The sequence below is a fragment of the Paeniroseomonas aquatica genome (genome assembly GCF_030409335.1).
In the GTDB taxonomy this organism is placed as follows: domain Bacteria; phylum Pseudomonadota; class Alphaproteobacteria; order Acetobacterales; family Acetobacteraceae; genus Belnapia; species Belnapia aquatica.
Genome location: NZ_JAUFPN010000257.1, coordinates 1 through 1,251, shown reverse-complemented (window position 1 = coordinate 1,251; position 1,251 = coordinate 1). Strand labels below are relative to the sequence as shown.

The 1,251-nt window shown below is 65.9% G+C and carries 2 protein-coding genes; one reads left to right on the top strand and one right to left on the bottom strand.

Annotated features, from left to right (window positions below):
* On the top strand, nt 1–337 hold a 337-nt coding region (locus QWZ14_RS29175; RefSeq protein ID WP_290320579.1), incomplete at its 5' end, for a DUF6691 family protein.
* A gap of 4 nt (nt 338–341) precedes the next feature.
* On the opposite strand, the gene QWZ14_RS32055 is transcribed toward QWZ14_RS29175, so the two are convergent.
* On the bottom strand, nt 342–1,241 hold the full coding sequence (locus QWZ14_RS32055; protein WP_353959361.1) for a YeeE/YedE family protein: 900 nt from the start codon (nt 1,239–1,241) through the stop codon (nt 342–344).
* Nucleotides 1,242–1,251 lie beyond the last annotated feature (10 nt).

Sequence of the window (1,251 nt, the reverse complement as noted above, 5' to 3'; positions counted from 1 at the left end):
GCTCGCCTTCCTAGACGTTACCGGAAACTGGGACCCCAGCCTCGCCTTCGTCATGGGCGCCGCCATCCCAGTCGCCGCCCTGGGATTCGCCCTCGCCAAGCGGCGGCGGGCGCCGCTCTACGACGCATCCTTCTCCAGCCCGGCCAAGACTGCGGTGGACAGTCGTCTGGTCATCGGCTCGCTTATCTTCGGCACCGGCTGGGGCTTGGCTGGGTTTTGCCCAGGGCCAGTGCTGGCCTCGTTCCTTCTGGCTGGCGCCCCGGCGGCGGTGTTCCTCGTAGCGATGCTAGTCGGCATGGCCGCCTTCTCGGTCGCCGACAAACACCTGCGCCTTTAAATAACTACCTAGGCGGCGTAGAGGGTTCGATCGGAGTGCCCGCGTTCAGTTTTGCGGCGCCCGCCCTGCCCGGTCGAGCTGACCAAGCGTGCTGTAGAGCCGGTGCTACACCGCCTTCCATAAGGATTGCGATCCCAGCCCTGGCGCCAAGCATAATGCCCCCCACGGCAAACGGCCAACTGGGCGCTAATACCGATCCGGCTGTCAGCCCTTGCCCGATCGTGCATCCGCTGGCCCAGACACCGCCCACCGCCATCAGGCATGCCCCGACCATATGGCGCCCCATCTCGCGTGGATCGTCGAACGCGTCCCACCTAAACTCATCCCTGGTCTTTGCAGCTACGAACGCTCCCAAAACAGCGCCAATCACAGAGCCGCCGCCGAGCCCAGGCGTCGACCCTGGCGTCAGCAGGAGCGCATAGATTGCCCGAGCGACAGGCGCCACGAAGGACAAGCTGTGTGGCGGACGGGTCTCGTTCGCAAACGGGTCTATTGCACCAGTGGCGGCCCAGCCCAGCACCACCGCCACCCCGAGCACGCCTCCCGCCAGCAACAGCCGAGGCGACTGGCGAAGTCGCGGATCTGCGACGACCCAAGCCAAAAGCGCGATGACAACTCCGCCGGCGACAAGGCTTCGGCCACCTGGAGTGCTCATGCCAAGCAGGCCAGGCCCGTCGGGCGCCGGCAGTGGCAAAGATGCAAACGTGAACACTTCCACCCCGGCTGGCGCCAGCGCACCGGCTAACGCCGACCAAGCGACGGCGCCAAACACCAGGAGCAGCACCAACGCTCGTAGATCACCGCTTCCGAGCCGAAGCAGCAGCCCAAAACCACATGTTCCTACAAGCGCCATGCCGAGCCCGAACATTGCCCCGCCAAGCAACGCGGCCGCGAGCGGCAGCACAGGTGGCAGT